The sequence below is a fragment of the Paenibacillus algorifonticola genome (assembly GCF_000971975.1).
In the GTDB taxonomy this organism is placed as follows: Bacteria; Bacillota; Bacilli; order Paenibacillales; family Paenibacillaceae; genus Pristimantibacillus; species Pristimantibacillus algorifonticola.
This window is the reverse complement of record NZ_LAQO01000017.1, coordinates 62229-80815: the sequence shown is the minus strand read 5'-3', so window position 1 is coordinate 80815 and position 18587 is coordinate 62229. Positions and strand designations below refer to the sequence as shown.

The 18587-nt window shown below is 47.2% G+C and carries 11 protein-coding genes; 3 read left to right on the top strand and 8 right to left on the bottom strand.

Going from position 1 to position 18587, the window contains the following annotated elements; translation table 11 throughout:
* Positions 1-104 precede the first annotated feature (104 nt).
* From WH37_RS33860 to WH37_RS21500, 4 genes are all read right to left on the bottom strand, one after another.
* The gene (locus tag WH37_RS33860) at positions 105-3968 is read right to left on the bottom strand and encodes an S-layer homology domain-containing protein (protein WP_052737126.1); all 3864 of its coding nucleotides are present in this window, start codon (positions 3966-3968) and stop codon (positions 105-107) included.
* A gap of 223 nt (positions 3969-4191) precedes the next feature.
* Positions 4192-5619, bottom strand: a complete 1428-nt coding sequence (locus WH37_RS21510; RefSeq protein ID WP_046232700.1) for an NAD-dependent malic enzyme — start codon at positions 5617-5619, stop codon at positions 4192-4194.
* A 45-nt stretch (positions 5620-5664) separates the two neighbouring features.
* Positions 5665-7086 carry an aspartate ammonia-lyase gene (gene aspA / locus WH37_RS21505; RefSeq protein ID WP_046232699.1) on the bottom strand — a complete coding sequence of 474 codons (1422 nt, stop codon included), beginning with the start codon at positions 7084-7086 and terminating at the stop codon, positions 5665-5667.
* 24 nt (positions 7087-7110) lie between these two features.
* The gene (locus tag WH37_RS21500) at positions 7111-8376 is read right to left on the bottom strand and encodes a cation:dicarboxylate symporter family transporter (RefSeq protein WP_046232698.1); all 1266 of its coding nucleotides are present in this window, start codon (positions 8374-8376) and stop codon (positions 7111-7113) included.
* A 244-nt stretch (positions 8377-8620) separates the two neighbouring features.
* On the opposite strand from WH37_RS21500, the gene WH37_RS21495 reads away from it, so the two are divergent.
* Together WH37_RS21495 and WH37_RS21490 are read left to right on the top strand one after the other, a co-directional pair.
* On the top strand, positions 8621-9892 hold the full coding sequence (locus WH37_RS21495; protein ID WP_231594310.1) for a sensor histidine kinase: 1272 nt from the start codon (positions 8621-8623) through the stop codon (positions 9890-9892).
* Positions 9893-9896: 4 nt separating this feature from the next.
* On the top strand, positions 9897-10826 hold the full coding sequence (locus WH37_RS21490; RefSeq protein ID WP_046232697.1) for a DNA-binding domain-containing protein: 930 nt from the start codon (positions 9897-9899) through the stop codon (positions 10824-10826).
* A gap of 339 nt (positions 10827-11165) precedes the next feature.
* On the opposite strand, the gene WH37_RS21480 is transcribed toward WH37_RS21490, so the two are convergent.
* On the bottom strand, positions 11166-11618 hold the full coding sequence (locus WH37_RS21480; protein WP_046232695.1) for a helix-turn-helix domain-containing protein: 453 nt from the start codon (positions 11616-11618) through the stop codon (positions 11166-11168).
* A gap of 168 nt (positions 11619-11786) precedes the next feature.
* The gene (locus tag WH37_RS21475) at positions 11787-12467 is read right to left on the bottom strand and encodes a YdeI/OmpD-associated family protein (protein ID WP_046232694.1); all 681 of its coding nucleotides are present in this window, start codon (positions 12465-12467) and stop codon (positions 11787-11789) included.
* A 215-nt stretch (positions 12468-12682) separates the two neighbouring features.
* Between WH37_RS21475 and WH37_RS21470 the strand changes: the two genes are divergently transcribed.
* Positions 12683-15538 (top strand): S-layer homology domain-containing protein, encoded by a 2856-nt coding sequence (locus WH37_RS21470; protein WP_046232693.1) that lies wholly within the window; start codon positions 12683-12685, stop codon positions 15536-15538.
* 321 nt (positions 15539-15859) lie between these two features.
* Here WH37_RS21470 and WH37_RS21465 read toward each other — a convergent pair whose 3' ends face one another.
* Positions 15860-17452: an ABC transporter permease gene (locus WH37_RS21465; RefSeq protein ID WP_046232692.1), complete on the bottom strand. Its 1593-nt coding sequence runs from the start codon at positions 17450-17452 to the stop codon at positions 15860-15862.
* Entirely contained in the window at positions 17449-18333 is an 885-nt protein-coding gene (locus WH37_RS21460; RefSeq protein WP_046232691.1) for an ABC transporter ATP-binding protein, read from the bottom strand. The genes WH37_RS21465 and WH37_RS21460 overlap by 4 nt, the downstream gene beginning before the upstream one ends.
* Between the last annotated feature and the right edge of the window lie 254 nt (positions 18334-18587).

Sequence of the window (18587 nt, the reverse complement as noted above, 5' to 3'; positions counted from 1 at the left end):
ATTAAACAATGACATACTCAGCCAATCCTAGTTCTAAATCGGGGGATGGGCGCTGCAGCATCGGGGGATGAGTACTGCAGCATATTGAATAAGAATTTATTTGATTAATAAAGAATGTTCCAAAGCCGCAGCAGCACGACAGTGGCTTCCGCTCTAGTTGTCAGTCCAGCTGGCACGAATCTATTGCCTTCCCGGCCCTCTATAAGCCCATTCACACGAGCATTGTGAACATGCGCTTTGGCCCAGGCTGGAATATTCGCAGCATCGGTAAAAGAAGCACCTTCCTGAGAGTCAATCTCCCACTTCATTGCCCGGGAGACCATTGCAGCCATTTCTGCCCGGTTTACCGTTTGCTGCGGCCGCAATGTCCCGTCGGAATATCCTTCGAGAATGCCCTCAGCTACTGCTGTCTGAATGGCCTGTTGTGCCCAGGCTGGAATGCTGTCCTTATCACTAAAAGACATCGCAATCGATTCATTGCTAATTGGAATTTGAAGGGTACGAAGCAGCATTACAGCAAACTCCGTCCGCGTTACGTATCCATTAGGCCCGAAGGTGCCAGTACTCATGCCATCCACGATTCCAAGTCCTGCTGCTTCGCAAATCTTCGATGCTGCCCAATGATTTTTAATATCTTCAAATGTACATGCAGAACCTGTATTCCCATTATCGGAAATACGATTAATTTTTAACGTATACGTTTTTATCGTTCCATCCTCGGCTTGAACCGTGATGGCGAACACATTTTCACCCCTTACTAAAGGAACGTTCGTTGTCTTTCCTATGTGTTCTCCCAACAGCTTAACCGCTGCCATGGCATGAGCAGGCGCCAATTGCAGCTCGACTTCTTTTGCATTCGTCTTCGTTATATACTCCGTAGTCCCGGGTGTAAATAAAGGCGATAGCTCTACTGCTTTACCGCCGGCAAAGACGTTTAAGTAAGCTAGGTTTGCATTGCTAGAACGCGTTACGGATGGCGACGTTGCTGCACTCACTACGCTAAAGCTTGCGGTTGCTGCATCAAGCGCATTTCCATATTCGTTTTCCACTTCGCCCCCAGCCGCATTCACCCTGTACAAGCCATTGTTAAGCGTGCCATTAAACGTCAACGTATACGTTAGCAAAGACTCATCAAATGATGTCGTATAAGAGGAAAATGCTTGTCCGTCCTTCGACATGCTGATCAGAGGCTGTGCATTTGCAGAAGTGAGTGGAGCCCCTCCATTGATCCAATATACCGATTCACTGACAGTCACGGAGACTTGGGCGGGCGGCACAACGAATGACTGCTGATCGGTAAAGCCACTGAATGCAACTACAGGTTTCGCCGTATTATACAGCAAGCTGAGTGTGTTGGATGCTGTATTATCCAGTCCTGCGGCATTTGCTGCTGCTCCCGCACCAATCGATACAGTCACAGCTTGACCGCTCGTCAGAGGTGTAATGGTCGCTGTGTAGGTCGATGCGCCCACGGAAACCAAATTGGATGCTGTACCGTTTACGACTGCAAGGTCATCCACTGTGAAACCAATTACACTCTCGTTGAAGGTAATCGTCACCGGAAAAGCGGCATTCACGGTTTGGCTTGCTGAGCTGGATACGGTTACTGTCGGTGCCGTGTTGTCCAATACAAAGGGATTGGATACAGCATCGACAACATTGCCTACTTTGTCTAAGGCTCGAATGTGCAAGTACCAGTCGCCATCAACATTGGTCTGGCTTAACGTATCCTCGTTGCTGAAAGCCGTCCAGCCTCCGGTTGGAACAGCTGTGCCTTGCGTCCATGCATACAGCAGCAGTGAGGAAGGCTCCACGCCGCTTTGCGTGTCGCTAACCGTTACTTTACTTGATGCGCTTGTTGCAGGCATTAAGCCTCCATTAGTGCTGAACTCTACCTCTGGTGGAGTTGAATCAATCTCTAACGTAATCGTATACTTTTGGTTAGGAAAGAAATAAGGCTCGACGCGAACAGGAATGACCGTATCCGTTGTTGCTCCCGCCAAATTGATGGTCGCCGCACTGCCGCTCGTTATCGACTGATTGTTCACATACACCAAGATTTGGTCTGGGTCTGTCATCGTTGGCGTTATATGGGCACTGGACAAAGACTGCCCGTCATAATAATAGGTGTAGGACGTGACGGTGACGTCAAAGGCTTCTGTAAAATCGCCCTCCTGCAGCTTCAAATCGATCAGCTTGCCCGGTACGGTGCTTTGACCAAAATCGTCGTTCCCCCAGGCAATGACGCTTCCATCTGCTTTTAAGGCAAGTGAATGCTCAGCGCCAGCAGCGATGGATACGACATTATCCAGTCCAGCTGGTACGTTAATCTGGCCGCTAGCATTGCTTCCCCATGCGACGACGGTTCCGTCTGCTTTCAAGGCTAGCGAATGCTCAGCGCCAGCAGCGATGGACACGACATTTTCTAATCCAGCCGGCACCGTTCTTTGGCCACTATTATTGTTTCCCCAAGCAACTACAGTGCCGTCCAATTTCAGGGCTAGCGAATGGCTGTCTCCAGCAGCAATGGACACGACTTGGTCCAGTCCGGCCGGAACGGTGCTTTGACCGTAATTATTTCTTCCCCAAGCGACGACCGTATGGTCCGATTGCAAGGCGAGCGAGTGGAATTCTCCTCCGGCAATTGCGATCACTTCATCTAGTCCAATCGGAACCGTGCTTTCTCCATAAGTGTTGCTTCCCCATGCGGTGACCGTGCCATCCGATTTCAGCGCAAGCGAATGATTAGCTCCCGCCGCAATCGATGCTACATTATCCAGCCCAGCCGGAACGGCGCTTTGACCATTGCTGTTGCTTCCCCATGCAGCGACGGTGCCGTCCGATTTCAGCGCGAGCGAATGATTAGCTCCTCCAGCGATCGACTCTACACTTCCCAGCCCAACTGGTATCGCACTTTGTCCATTGCCATTGTCTCCCCAAGCAGAGAGGGTTCCATTCGATTTCAAGGCAAGCGTATGAGACCCGCCCGCAGCAATCCTGCTTCCTTTAATGGGTGAAGCATGGCCTGCCGGAACGTCCTTCTGACGATTATTGTTGCTTCCCCACGCGACGACTGTGCCATCTGCTTTCAGGGCGAGTGAATGAAACCAGCCGCTAGCAATCGCGACCACATCATTCAGTCCCGCAGGCACATCCGTCTGACCGGTATCATTTCCTCCCCATGCAACAACAGTCCCATCCGCTTTCAGGGCCATTGCAGTCGACCTGCTTGCAGAGATCGATACTACTTCACCATCTGCCGCTCCAGTTGGTATTATCGTTTGACCACTAGCGTTGTTTCCCCATGCGACGATCGTGCCATCCGCTTTTAAAGCCATTGCAAAAATGGATCCTGCGGCGATTGACACTACGTTACTCAGACCAGCAGGGACATTCGTTGCGCCAGACTGGCCCCATGCAACGACCGTGCCATCCGATTTTAATACGAGCGAAAACTCTTTTCCGGCAGCGATTGAGACCACTTCGGTCTCTGCTGCTGGGGGTACGTTCAAATGGCCATATTGATTATCTCCCCACGCCACGACCGTACCATCCGATTTCAAAGCGAGCGAAGAACCTCCTCCTGCAGCAATGGCAGTTACCCCTCCCGCTGCTAATTCATTCGGTACTGTCGTTTCGCCTACGCTATTGTTTCCCCATCCGACAACTGTGCCATCTGCTTTCAGGGCGAGTGAATGCTCACTCCCAGCTGCAACAGAGATTACATTAGCAAGACCTCTCGGTACATTCGCTTGGCCCACACTATTGAGACCCCATGCGACGACGGTACCATCCGCTTTTAACATGACCGAATGGTTGGCGCCTGCGGCAATCTGCACTCCCTTCACACTTCGCATGCCCTCTTGTGCTGCATAAGCGGTACTCTGTCCATAGGGTGTAAGCAATCCCATCAGCAGCACGAGGATTAAAAAAGGGTAAACCATCTTTCTTGATTGAATGAATAACAATATGTACGCCTTCTTTCATGCTAAAAATTTTGGTTAAAATTCTCTAATTGAAATTTTAACAAATCCCCGTGAAAGAAAAATGAAAGAGAAGCATGGCTAGTAAGGCAGATCATGAATAATGCCCGCGAAAAATGAGAACGAGCTTCTACAGAAAAAAAGCAGCTATCACAAAGGAAAGCTTTGTGATAACTGCTTGTATGAATCACCGTCAAGGTGACCGAATTCACTCTTTATTTGAATCTCTTAGTCTTTTTCGGGCAACCCCAGTACGATAGGCCGCTTCTATCACTGCCTCTCTTACCTTTTCCACTACCTTCTGGTTGAATACGCTCGGGATAATATACGTTTCGTTCAATTCTTCATCCGTCACAACGGATGCGATGGCCTGAGCGGCTGCAAGCTTCATTGCTTCATTGATTTCACTCGCCCTGCAGTCCAAGGCGCCGCGGAAAATACCCGGAAAGCAAAGCACATTATTGATTTGGTTCGGCTTGTCAGACCGCCCTGTCGCCATAACCCTAACGTAAGGCTCGGCCAACTCCGGATCGATCTCCGGTATCGGGTTCGCCATTGCAAAGACGATTGGATCTTTCGCCATGGACTGGACGTCATCAACCTTGAGAATATTCGGAGCCGATACGCCGATAAATACATCCGCATCCTTGATCACTTCAGGCAAGCTGCCTGTTTCCAGATTCGGATTCGTTAACTGGGCAAACGCCGTCCAATGAGGATTGTCATAATGCTTGTTCCGATGAATAGCGCCCTCGCGGTCCACACCGATCAAATTACGCACGCCTGCGGCTAGAAGCATCTTCGAGCAAGCAATGCCCGCTGCGCCGATGCCGTTCACAACGACTTTAATATCCGACATTTGCTTGCCTGTGATTTTGAGCGCATTGAGCAGCCCGGCCAGGATGACGACAGCCGTTCCGTGTTGGTCGTCGTGAAACACGGGGATGTCCAATTCCCGCTTCAAACGCTCCTCGATTTCAAAGCAGCGCGGTGACGAAATGTCTTCCAAATTGATGCCTCCGAATGCCGGAGCGATTGCCTTTACGATGCGGATAATTTCATCGGTGTCCTTCGTATCCAGGCATATCGGAAAGGCGTCCACACCAGCGAATTCTTTGAACAGCATGGCCTTGCCTTCCATCACCGGCATGGCCGCCATCGGCCCGATGTCGCCAAGCCCGAGTACGGCCGTCCCGTCGGATACTACGGCGATCGTATTGCGTTTGATCGTCAGCGAGTAGGCCTTATTCGGCTGTTCCGCAATCGCTGTACAAACTTGCGCAACACCGGGGGTATATACCCGTGATAAATCATCACGGTTTTTCACCGGTATTTTGGAGGTGATCTCAATTTTCCCACCCAAGTGCACCAGGAAAGTCCGGTCCGACACATGAATGACTTTAACGCCTTGCAGCTTTTGAAGCGATTCGACGATCAGCTTGCTGTGCGCCTGATCGGATACGTTAACGGTGATATCGCGGACGGTGCTCGCACGGCTCGACGAGATGACGTCAATCCCCACGATATCCCCGCTTGTCCTTTCAATCGCAGCGGCGATATCGCCAAGCGAAGTTAGTTCTTTATCAATTTGCAGTCGAAATATCATATAGGTGCTGGCACCGCTTGTTACGGACATCTCGCTCTCTCCTTTTTGGTAAATCTGATTCTAAAAATTCCTTTTTTAGTTTTTGTCCAAAAGCTCCACTCCCGCGATTCCCGGGTTCGTCATCTCATACGGATCGAGAATGATTTGGAGCTCCTCTTCCGTTAACACATTGTATAGCAGGCATAGCTCACGAACCGGACGGCCTGTCAAAATCGCTTCGCGCGCAATTCGGGCTACAACCTCATAGCCAAGATGCGGGTTGAGCGCAGTGATGACCCCGACGCTTTTCTCCACATACTCTTTGCAGCGCTCCACATTCGCTTCGATTTCTTCCAAGCAATGGGCTCTAAAGACTTTGAATACTTGATTCATCATGCTGAGAGACTGAAGCAAATTAAATACAAGCACAGGCTCCATGACGTTAAGCTCAAGCTGCCCGGCTTCAGAGGCCAAACAAATCGTATGGTCATTGCCTATGACCTGGAATGCCACCTGATTGACGACCTCTGCCATGACCGGATTGACCTTGCCCGGCATAATGGACGAGCCCGGCTGGCGGGCAGGCAAATTCAATTCCCCGAATCCGGCACGCGGCCCGGAAGCCATCAAGCGCAAGTCGTTGGCGATTTTGGACATGTTGATCATGCATACTTTGAGCGCAGCGGACACCTCCGTATAAGCATCCGTATTTTGTGTAGCGTCGACCAAGTGTTCTGCATTGGTAAGCGGCAGTCCGCTAAGCTCGGCAAGCGATTCAACGACCCGCTTTATATAACGGGGATCGGCATTTAAGCCAGTTCCGACAGCCGTTGCTCCCATATTGACTTCGTACAAATGGCCGCGGGTTTGCTTGATCCTTTTAATATCACGTTCCAGAACACGGCTGTATGCCTCAAACTCCTGCCCCAGACGGATCGGCACGCCATCCTGAAGATGCGTTCGTCCCATCTTGATAATCCCGTCGAACTGCACGGCTTTTTTTCGAAACGCAGCTAGCATTTCCTCCATCGTCACAAGCAGCTTCTCAATCAAAACGAGCGTTGCAATATGAATGGCCGTCGGAAAGGCATCGTTGGTCGACTGGGACATATTTACATGCGTATTGGGGCTTACTTTAAAATAATCGCCTTTGGTTCCTCCTAGTATCTCGATCGCCCTATTGGCGATGACCTCGTTGGCATTCATGTTAAGGGACGTGCCAGCTCCACCCTGTATCGGGTCAACGATAAATTGCTCATGCCATTTACCGTCCATCACTTCCTGCGCTGCTTGCATAATAGCCTTTCCGGTTTCCGGGTTCAGCTGTCTAATCTCCATGTTCGCTGCAACCGCCGCATGTTTAACGATTGCCATCGCACGTATCAGCTCTTCATGAATGCGGTAGCCGGTAATTGGAAAGTTTTCTACTGCACGCATCGTTTGAATGCCATAATAGGCGTCCTCGGGTACTTCTTTGGAGCCAAGAAAATCTTTTTCGATTCTAAAATGAGCTGACATTGGACGTTCCCCCTTGTTATGATCTTATGAACCCTTTTTGATCGACTCTAAATATTGTTGCCCTTTATCTTGATCATATTGTTTCTCCCATTTCGCCATTACAACCGTAGCGATGGAATTGCCGATAACATTGACGACGGTCCGGGCCATATCCAGAATGCGGTCAATACCCGCGATAAAAGCAAGACCTTCGAGCGGAATGCCTACAGACCCAAGAGTGGCTAGCAGAACGACGAACGAAGCGCCCGGCACCCCGGCAATTCCCTTCGAAGTTAGCATCAAAACAAACACCAACATAATTTGAGAGCTGATCGGCATATGGATACCGTACATTTGCGCAATAAACATTGCGGTTATCGCTTGATATAAGGTGGACCCATCCAAATTGAACGAATATCCGGTTGGTACGACAAAAGAGGTGATCGCTTTCGGCACACCGAACTTCTCCATTTTTTCCATCATCTTAGGAAGAGCAGTTTCAGAACTTGCTGTCGAGTAAGCTAATATGAGTTCATCCTTTAATATCCGTACAAATGCCATCAGACTGGTCCCACACAGCTTCGCGATCAGACCTAGAATAAGCACCACGAACAGGAACATTCCAACATACACGGCCAGTACCAATTTCCCTAAAGGAAGCAGGGAGGCGATGCCAAATTTGGATACCGTCATACCAATTAATCCAAAGACGCCAATCGGAGCAAACTTCATGATCTGGTTCGTTACCCAAAACATCGATTCGGCGAGACCTTGGAAAAAAGCCAGGACCGGCTTCCCTTTTTCACCAATGGCGGCAATACCCAAGCCTAAAAATACCGAGAAGAATATGATGGCGAGCATATCACCAGCTACTAAGGATTCAAAAATGTTTTTCGGAACAATATTGACAAAGGTATCCATAAAGCTATGGCTGGTCACCTTTTCAGTCGCTTCCACATATTTCGTAATGTCCGATTTAGCTAGTCCAGCCATATTAACCCCGGCCCCGGGCTGAAAGAGGTTCGCGACGAGCAGGCCAAAAACAATAGCTGCCGTCGTCACGATTTCAAAATAAAGAATCGTTTTCCCACCAAGCCTGCCGAGCTTTTTAATATCTCCTACACCCGCTATTCCGACAACCAGAGAGGAAACGACAATCGGAACGACAATCATCTTGATCAATCGTATGAAAATGTCTCCCGCCGGCTTCAAGTAGCTTTCGACGGTCGGGTTGCCATAAAAAATGGCCCCTACAGCCACCCCTAATATAAGGCCGACTAAAATTTGAAAAGCCAAACCAAATTTTTTCATCCTGCTTCCCCTTTTCTGTAGAAGATTATTAAGCGCTTTCATTTATCATGACTTCGGTAATAGCTTTGAATGGTCTCATTGTACAGGCAAGCTACAGAAATCTATTTGAATCTACATATTGGTTATAAGAATTTATAAATTTCGGCATAATGAGGAGGCAAAAAGAAATCATTCAACGAAAGGAAAATGGCAAAAGATGTCGAATGACTGTTACGTTATGTAAGAAAGGAGCTGTATCTCTGCATTGAAAGAAAAATGGTTCCTATTCATGCTGATGGTCATTTCAGTTCCTATCGCGGGTGAATTGAATTTTTACCCGTTTCACAATGATTTTCGGGTAAGTCTGGGTACGCCAACCTTTTTCCTCTTCCTGCTCTGGCTCAGATCACCCTCTCCACTTGTCTCCGGCTTGCTTGTTGGCGCAGCAGTTACTTTTTTTCGTACGGGACTCGAGGTCGCCATAGGGCCGCTTTGGAGCTGGGAAGCCGCTTTTCAGTACCACTATCCGGTTTTCTTTTATTATTTGACCTACGCATTAGCATTCAAAGCCGTTCGAATGAACCGCTACCATAACCGGCCGCTTCTGCTCGGATTATTAGGCGTAACGATTGAAATCGCCGCAACGTTGGCAGAGCTGCTTCTGCGCTATTCGATTACGGAGCAAATGACCAGCTTCTCCACCTGGAATCAGATTTTGCTCATTGCTATTTTTCGGAGCTTCTTCGTGCTTGGCTTTTTCAATTTAGTTAAATTGAGACAGTCGAAAGCGACCGAGGAGCTGACTCGCAAGGAAAACGAGAAGATGCTCCTGCTGATCTCGGAGCTGTATGAGGAATCCATTCAGTTGAAGAAAACGCTGCACAACGCGGAAAATATCGCCCGAGACAGCTACGGACTTTATCAATCGCTAAAAAATGGTCAAGCTGTACCACTTGAAGAGCTAGCCCAACAGGCTCTGCGGATCTCTGGGCAGGTTCACGATATCAAAAAGGACAATCAACGCATTTATGCCGGACTGTCCGGCTTAATATCGCACGAAAGCGACTATATGCGGGTGGAAGCATTAGCTGATATCGTTCTCCGATCCAATAAAAAATATGCCCGCTCACTTGGCAAGAAGATCGATTTCTCACTGCACACGGAGGGTGTCTTTCCCTTGTGCCATGTATACGTTACGCTGTCTTTGCTCAATAATCTGGTCGTCAATGCCGTTGAAGCACTAAATGAACCGGGCTATATCCGAATCGAGGTTAAACGGGAAAAGGAGGCTGTCGTTTTCACAGTAGCCGATAATGGTCCGGGTATTGCGCCCAAGCATCGGGAGAAAATCTTCATGCCCGGATTTACTACAAAATACGATGAAACGGGCAACCCTTCTACAGGTATCGGCCTAGCTTATGTCAAGCAAGAGACAGAACGTCTGCTCGGAACCGTCCAAGTTGAAGCCGGCAGCGATGAGTTAAGCACCATTTTCACAATCAAATTGCCCGTTGGTCAAATAGGAAAGGAGGAGTAGGACGATGCGTTTCTTTATTATCGATGACGATCCGGCGGTACGCTCCATGCTGGAGCAAATGATCGAGGATGAGGATTTAGGAAGTGTTGTGGGTGAAGCCGAAGACGGGGCGCATGTTGATAACACTTTGCTCGACCTCAAGCAAGTAGATATCGTTCTGATCGATTTGCTAATGCCCGTTCGTGACGGCATAGAAACCGTTCGAGAGATTTACAGCGGCTTCAAAGGGAAAATCGTCATGCTTTCTCAAGTGGAGTCGAAGGACATGATAGGCAGGGCCTATTCCTTCGGAATTGAACATTACATCACCAAACCGATAAATCGTTTGGAATTTATTTCTGTTATTCGCAAAGTTTCCGAGCTGCTTCGTCTGCATCAATCGCTTCGGGATATTCAAAAATCGCTTAGCGCCTTAGGTTTAGGCGGCACATTAACGGAGAAAGAGCCGTCTTCCAATGAGAAAAGCATCATCACTTGCGGAAACTACGTGCTATCGGACCTCGGTTTGATCGGCGAAGCTGGCTGTAAAGACCTGCTGGAAATGCTCGATTATTTATTCCGTTATGATAGCGAGCATCCATTGGAGCAGGGCTTCCCTCCGCTTCAGGAAACCTACAAGCAGCTCGCCTTGAAAAAATTAGGCCCCACCGCTTCTGAACCCGACTTAAAAAAAGAGGTCAAAGCCGCCGAACAGCGGGTACGGCGGACGGTGAATCAAGCGCTCACCCACTTGGCCTCCCTCGGATTAATGGATTATTCGAATCCAAAGTTCGAGCAATACTCGACCAAGTTTTTTGATTTGAGCGATATCCGCAAACGGATGAAGGACCTGGAGAATGAAGATTCTGATTCCATGAGCATGATCAGACAAAACACCAAAAAATTTATTCAAGTCCTTTATCTAGAATCAAAAAAGTTAATGAGCCAGCAGTAAGCGGAAGCTGCTTGCGATGAAGGCTATAACTAAAAACGCAGCCTCATTGGCTGCGTTGATCAAGGATGTGAACCTACGTACCGATAGGCAGTTTCATGCTTTTCGTTTCATGGGTCCGCTCCCTGCACAAAGATAGATTTGGTGGACACAGCAGCCGCTATTTCAACAGAATCACGGGTTATGGCACAGGCTGCGGACTTAGGAGCCGCTAATGCACTGCCCATCGCCATTTTGACGGGATAATGAGAGCAATAACGGATTTCCTGTCCGCTTACGGCCTGAAATCGGAGCAAAAGCCAGAATAGCGGAACCTCAGTCCGTCTCCAATTTGCATACACCCTAGTCTTTTTTATATTTCTCCTTCATAATACCGGAACCTATTCCACCGATGACCATTAGAATTAACGGGCCAAAGTTCCAAAAGAACGTTCCGCCGAACAAAGCCATATCCCAAGACATTACTTTGTTCAAAAAAAGGACGCCCAGTTTGGTTATCAGTAGAATAATACCTGCTGCCACCAATACGTCAAATATGAACTTCGATTTGGGATAGGCCAATTGTTTACTGTCTCTTATCACTTTCTTGGTCAGCTCCTCATCGCTTTTTAATAGCTCATCAATAGTTAAACCAAAGAGGTCGCTTATGTTAATAATGACTTCGATGCTCGGATAGTTCTGGCCATTTTCCCATTTCAAGACCGACTGTCGACTAACAAAAAGCTTTGCTGCTAATTCCTCTTGAGACCATCCCATTTGTTTTCTTGCCGATTTTAACTTGTCTCCAAAAACCATATTTCAGCAGCAACCCTTCCGTTTTCTATACGTCATTATTTGCTGATCCCCCTGCCAAAGTAAAGACCGCGTTGGTTGCAGTGCCCGCAACCTCTGGTTGCCACCCTTATTTCGCCCAAGCAATTTCCGATTTATCGTTAAAAGCCGCCCGTACTTGTAAGCTCAACCTTATTCCGTCTCTCGTTTATCTCTTCGATAAATATCTATACTTTTATACCCTTCAGCTAAAAGCTTTTTCATTTCTTCCCTTCGCTTTGCTCTTGTTTCTTCTTGTGCGGCACTGTAAACATAACGAGCCCAATCCTTCTGGTAACCAGGAGCAAGCGATTGGTAAAAAGCAAGAGCCTCCGGCATATGCTGCAAAGCTTTTTTCACATCGGGGATATTCGATACATAATCGGCTACGCGCTGACTCGGCTTTGATGATGCATCCTTTTTCTTCCGTGCCTCTAACTTGAAGCCAACAACGGTAAACACCTCGTTTAAGCCTACCATTCGTGCAAATTTCATGCTGCTCGTCCCCATATATCCGTCCTCATCTGCCCCAAGCCCTTCAAAAAGGCTGTCTCGGTGAATATATTCGGGATACACTTTATTACCCTTTTTCGGATATGCAGCGAACAAATAGCCGCCTTTATTTAAATAGTTATGATCAAGCACTTTTTTGACGAGCTTTTGCAACGCGTCCATATTGAGCACATATGCAAAAATCAAATCATAACCGCTGTCCGTCAACTCGGTGTCATAGTCCGCCAGCCCCGATAAACTATCGTCATCCTCAGGCTTGTCTAATACGGCAGCTTTCTGAAATTGGAGCAAATTTAATTTATCGACAATTGTTTTAGACATATGCGGCCTCCTGTTTGAGTTTCTATAGCCTGATATCCTATTATTTTTTACTATTTTCGACAATCAACGCGGTTTTGTGAGAATCTTGTGAGGACATTTTGATAAAGTATGAATGGTTAAATCTAGTCGAAGTGAAGTGAAGTGAAAATTTACTTCAAAGGCATGTCGCAAGTCCTGTTCATCTTTTATTATTTAATTCTAGGAGGAATCTTGCAATGATTAGCAAATTTTTACGAAAGACGTGGTCTATGACCCTTGTTATCGCTATGCTGGTATCCTTATTTCCCGGCGGTCCAGCTGCTCAAGCATCGACAACCGGTGATGATGTCTTCAAGAAAGCCTACATCACCAGCTTTAATACTGGCAAGATAGATGTTGTGGACCTCACCAATAATACGGTGCAATTGGGAAAAATAACAGCCGGACGCAATCCGAACAGCGCAGCAATCAATCCGAACGGTACACAGGTTTTTGTTACTAACCGTAGTAGTGCTACCGTATCGGTTATTGATCCTGGGACAGATACCGTTATAAAGACCATCAATGTGGGCAGTTCCCCTCTTGGTGTTGCCTTTACCCCTGATGGAACCAAGGCATATGTGGCAGAACAAGGAAACGGCGGTTCGATCAGCATCATTGACACGAATTTGCTGACCGTAGTCAAAACCATTCCCGGGTTTAACAGCCCCACCGCTATGGTTATTGTTGATCAGGCCTTATATGTAACAGAAAGCTCATCTAGTCAAGTGTCCATCATAAACACAACACAAGATATTGTCTCTGGGACAATTGCCGTAGGTAGTGGCCCATACGGTCTTTCGGCCAATCCCGCTGGAACCAAATTATATGTCGCCAACCAATCTGCTAATAGTGTCTCCGTTGTCAACTTGGACACACAGACGGTGGAAGCTACTATTGCAGTCGGTGCAAGCCCTACCTCTACCGAGGTATCCCCTGACGGAAGTCGCGTATATTCGGCAAACTCAGGTAGTAACACCATATCGGTTATTGACACCTCAAACAATACGGTTATCAGCACGATTAATGTGGGAACTGGACCTTTTGTTGTTGGCGCTCTGGGAGATGGCAGCCGCGTCTACTCGATTAACTATTATGATAGTTCTATGAGTGTCATCGATACATCCAACAATACCGTTATTCAAACGATCAATTTAAGTTCTGGTCCGTTCATGGTTGGTACCTTCATGGTACCTACTGCCGTAGTCAAGCCGCCTGCGGAGCCTCCCGTTATTTCCGTTCAGCCTGAATCCACTACAGTAGACGAGGGCAGCAACGGTTCCTTCTCCGTAACGGCGACCGGATCGAATCTGACCTACCAATGGCAAATCGATAACGGTACGGGATTCGAGAATATTTCCGACCAAACGAGTGCAACCCTTGCCTTGAGTACAGTCAGCTCCTTGTTAAATGGCAATCAATACAGGGTCGTCGTTACCGGTACTGGCAATTTGTCTGTAACCTCAAGCGCTGCATCCTTGACAGTTCGTACCGCACCACAGGCTCCAGCAATTATTGGAACATCGGCAGGAGATACATCCGTAATCCTTTCCTGGAATCCAGTTAACGACGCGACAAGCTATCAAATTTACCAAAGTGTTACCTCCAATACTTACGGGTCGGTTGTAGCAACAGTCAGCAGTTCCGACAATCATGCAACGATAACCGGTCTTACGAGCGGTACAACGTATTATTATGCAGTGACAGCCGTTAAAGGAGCTCTGGAAAGTGCCTACTCAAATCAAGTTAGCGCAACGCCACAAGTGCCAGCTCCCGGCGCTCCGGTCCTAAAAGTACCTACAGCCTTTAACGAGAAAGTCACGCTATCATGGGACCCAGTAGAAGGAGCGACAGGGTATAAAATTTATAAAAGCCTAGCTTCTTCTACACAAGGCAGCTTGCTGGATACCGTTTCAGGTTCCGTATATAGCTACGACGCTACAGGTCTCACCAACGGCTCCACTTATTATTTTGTGGTAATGGCTACCAATCCAGGAGGCGACAGCGAAGGATCCAATCAGGTTAGTGCAACGCCGATGACAATCCCAACGGCACCGTTGAACATTGTGGCCACAGGCGGAAATCAACAAGCCGTCATCCGTTTCGATGTACCTGCCAGCAATGGAGGCTCCGCCATTACAGGGTATGAAGTATCATCTTCACCCGAAACTAGCATTACTCGCGGGACAAGCAGTCCGATTACGGTTACCGGTCTTCAAAATGGTGTATCGTATACGTTTACTGTAAAAGCGATCAATGCCGTTGGTGAGGCAGCATCAACCGCCTCCAACGCTGTCATTCCTCAAGCACCATCGGGAGGGGGAGGCAGCACTAGTCCAGCAGTCGAGACGAAAGACCCGATAAAGGAGCCTGAGAAGAAACCCGATGCTCTTGATATTTTCCGTAGTGACGTCGTGCAATCAGATCATAATGTCGTGAAAAATATTACGACCCTAGTGCAAAATGCACTCCAAACGCCAGTGAAGGCAGAGTTTAGCGATACGACAGGTCACTGGGCGGAGAAGACCCTTAGCTTGTTCGCGCAGCTTAATGTTATCAAGGGTTATGAAGATCATACAATCAAACCGAATGCTCCGATTACCCGAGCCGAGTTCGCAGCAATCATTTCCCGTGTGTTTGATATCCAAAACGGCAGCAAGGACGCGACAGTAATGAAGGATGTATCCGGCCATTGGGCGAAGGAAGAGATCGAGAAGCTGTCAAATGCCGGTATCCTGAACGGTTATGAAGACCAAACGTTCCGCCCCGACAACACGATCTCCCGTGAAGAGATGGTTGTCATACTGGCTCGAATCGTCAATTTCGCAAACGTGACGAAGGATTCGTCCAAAGGGACTTTTGCCGATGTATCTGACTCTTATGCATCCGATCAGATTCGAGAGGCGGCACAGGCTGGCATTATCATCGGCAAAAATAGCGATTCCTTTGAGCCAAAAGGCGCTTCTACACGTGCCGAAGCTCTGACCGTCATTCTGAATACGCTCAATTTGAACCAGCAAGTTAAGACATTGCTAGATAGCTTAAATAGATAGATACCCTCTAATACCATGCAAAGCAAAAAGCAATAAGCCATTCCCCATGGGACTGTGCTTATTGCTTTTTGCTTTTTCTCTATTTATCTGAACAGCATTGCAGGAAAATATATGCCATTCTGAACAATCGCTCTTCGTTCATTTAATCTACTACTATCCTATCACCTTTTTTATTTGGTTACTTACATAATCATTTTTCACTAAATACCAGTTGTCGCAATTTTCACCCTCAATAAAATGATGACGATTGCTTTGCGGCTGATCGTTTGGCTTGAATGAGCGTCAAAGACACACCATTGTGCTTCGACGCTTCAACTAATATTAACTATACATTTTCGCTTGACGCACTCTTCCAATGACGGCCAGCATCAGCAAAATAATGGTGGCTAGCAGGTAATACATATATACCCCTCGGTCCAGAGCTTGCGGTGTTGACCCCATAAAATCCAAAGCCTCCCACTTGTTCAAGGGACCCATATACCACAGCAGCATAAATACCACTTGAAACAGCTTGCCATTCCCCGACCATATGCCTAAAGCCACAGCTAGTGTAGGTATAAACAATCCGCCAACGACCATGGCCGTTAAGCTTTCCCATTCACCCGCAATAAGAAAATGAATGAGTGCCCCGCTGCCCGTCAAATAAGCAACAATAATTCCAGCCAGCCACAATCCGATAAATGGATTCCGAACGGGATGCATGGCTGTAAAAATTAATGGCTGGGTACGGTAATACGTTTCATTTGTACCCATTGTCGACCAAATGAGAACAGGCCACACCCAAGTAAAAGGTACAACATACGCTACTACAGATTTCATCGGCAATACTAAACCTAATACGATCATTACCAATGCCACCAAGTACCACCACAAACGTTGCCCTTTGAGCATAAGACGCAGTTCCAGGGCTAATGTTTTGAAATCGTTCGATTGCCACTTTGTATTCGCATAAGGAGTTAACTTTATTTCCGTGTCATTCCTATATACAGGCTTACTGTGAGGCTCTGCATTTCCAGCTTCATTGGGCTTGCTTGTTTTATTTATTTTAGCGAAACGTGTTAAATCAAACCGGTGAAAAAAGAATGAGGCCATTGTTACAATAATTACTGCCACGGCTAACCATGTATACCGTTCTAAAAACATCTGTATCGTCCAATGTACGCCGTTCCAGTCGTAGGTTAGCAAGTCGCCCTTCAAGGGGCTTATCCCCGAGACATGGCCCCCATGGCTATTAGGAATCCTTTCAATCGCCTCGCTCGACATCTTGGTAATAATCGGTGAGATTCCGAACATATCCTGGTTGGAATGAGTTGCCTTAGTCGAAAAAATCAGCGAAAAGATCCATATCATAAAATATATTAAATTGCCCAATCCCTTACGCAACCAAGGTACGGCTTCAAAAAAGATCGCAATTGAAGCCACCAAAGCCATCGTTGGCAATGTCGAATACATAAATGGAAGCCATAATGCTGCAAAATCAACCGCATAATCTTCCCCTCTAATCAGTTGCATGGCAAGCGCAGATACCATTAATACGGCAACGATAGACATCAAGAAAACGAAGTTGCTCCACATTTTACCCATGGTGTACATCCACCTGGTAATCGGGGTCGTCGCGATGATTTGTCCCACCCCAGTCTGCACATCTCGTTCTATCGCATTTTTCACTAGAAAGAACGCCGGAAGACTTAATAGCATAGATGCTAATACCGCGATTCCACTACCGACCCATGCGGAGTTATATAGGCCGCGTATAGATTGTAACGATAAGGTTACGTAATTTTCATCACTTGAAGGAATGTACTTATACACGAAAAAAATCGATAGCAGCACTGTAATCAAAAAGCTGTAGCTTCGAACCCTTTCGAAATAGTCAGCTTTCATCATATGAAAGAGAATACGAAGCGAGGTCATGCTGTTGCCCCCTGCTTGTTTGCCGAAATGTAATACAAATAGGCATCCTCTAAAGTCGGCAAAACCACGCGGCTCTCCGCTGAAGGCTGAGTATCGGCAATAACCCTTACACGCACCCCTTCACTGCTTTGGATGGTGCTGCTGACTAGCAATTGTTTGCGCACCTCCATCCATGTATGACTCGGTATCAGCCACTCCCACACTTTTCCCGCCGTCGCTGCCAATAATTCGCTCGGAGCTGCCTGTATGACATTTCGTCCTTGATTTACAATTGCGATATCGGTTGCGGTTGCTTCGATGTCCGATACGATATGGGTTGATAAAATAACTATACGTTCCCCAGATAATTCGGACAGAAGGTTCCGAAACCGAATACGTTCCTCAGGATCAAGTCCAACCGTTGGCTCATCAACGATTAATAGCTTGGGATCATTCAGTAACGCCTGTGCTATGCCTACTCGTTGTCTCATCCCGCCTGAAAAACCATTCAGCGGTTTTTTGCGGACCTCATGCAGATTAACCAAATGCAGCAGCTCGTCGATTCTTTTTCTTGCGATTTTATAATCCAACCCTCTGATCGCTGCTAAATATTCTAAAAACTCAACTGCATTTAAATGAGGGTATACGCCAAAATCTTGTGGCAAATAGCCTAAAATGCGTCGTACAGCATTGGGATCTTTCGTAATATCGATGCCGTTCCAGCTCACCTTTCCCCCTGTCGGCCGAGTAATGGTTGATAAAATTCTCATCAATGTCGATTTCCCAGCACCATTCGGACCTAACAAGCCCAAGACGCCTGTTTTTATCTCCAGGGATAAGTCCCGAAGCCCATAAAAATCCCCCTTATATTTCTTGCTTACACTTTCAATGATTAGTTCCATAAATGCACCCCGCCTATATGTTAATTGAATACCCCAGCATAAATATTTTTCATTATCAAACCTGCTCTATTCAGCTAATATCCTCTTCGCTAGGGCCGTTATAGTTTCCAATGTTATCCCCTGCAACCTACTTTAACTAAAAATTACCTTTTCCATATCTGTCTTAGGTTCAATTCATTACTGGACTTTGGTCTCGGAAAGAACGAAGAGGTTCCGTGGGATAGTCGGGGTTATGTTCCTCTTCTTGTACCTTA